This is a genomic window from Moraxella tarda (assembly GCF_035181405.1).
In the GTDB taxonomy this organism is placed as follows: Bacteria; Pseudomonadota; Gammaproteobacteria; order Pseudomonadales; family Moraxellaceae; genus Moraxella.
The window spans coordinates 1-707 of sequence record NZ_JAYGGV010000016.1 but is presented as its reverse complement, the minus strand read 5'-3'; the positions used below and the strand labels follow the sequence as shown (position 1 = coordinate 707).

Below are 707 nucleotides of genomic sequence, written 5' to 3'. Positions count from 1 at the left end.
CCTGCTGGACCTGCTTCACCAGTGTCGCCTTTAGGACCTTGAGGACCGGCTACACCTGCATCACCTTTAGGACCTTGTGGACCGATGGCACCTGCTGGACCTGCTGGGCCTATAGCACCAGTATCACCTTTAGGACCTGTGTCGCCTTTAGGACCTGTGTCACCTTGAGGGCCTGCTGGGCCGATGGCACCAGTATCACCTTTAGGACCTGTATCACCTTTAGGACCTTGTGGACCGATGGCACCTGCTGGACCTGCTGGGCCTGCTTCACCAGTGTCGCCTTTAGGACCTTGTGGACCGGCTACACCTGCATCACCTTTAGGACCTTGAGGACCTATAGCACCTGCTGGACCTGCTGGGCCTGCTTCACCAGTGTCGCCTTTAGGACCTTGTGGACCGATGGCACCTGCTGGACCTGCTGGGCCTATAGCACCAGTATCACCTTTAGGACCTGTGTCGCCTTTAGGACCTGTGTCACCTTGAGGGCCTGCTGGGCCGATGGCACCAGTATCACCTTTAGGACCTGTATCACCTTTAGGACCTGCTGGGCCGATGGCACCTGCTGGACCTGCTGGACCTGCTTCACCAGTGTCGCCTTTAGGACCTTGAGGACCGGCTACACCTGCATCACCTTTAGGACCTTGTGGACCGATGGCACCTGCTGGACCTGCTGGACCTGCTTCACCAGTGTCGCCTTTAGGACCTTG

General features: G+C 58.0%; 1 protein-coding gene. It reads right to left on the bottom strand.

All coding sequences use genetic code 11. From position 1 onward, the window contains the following. On the bottom strand, positions 1-707 hold a 707-nt coding region (locus U9670_RS08690; protein WP_501993687.1), incomplete at both ends, for a collagen-like domain-containing protein.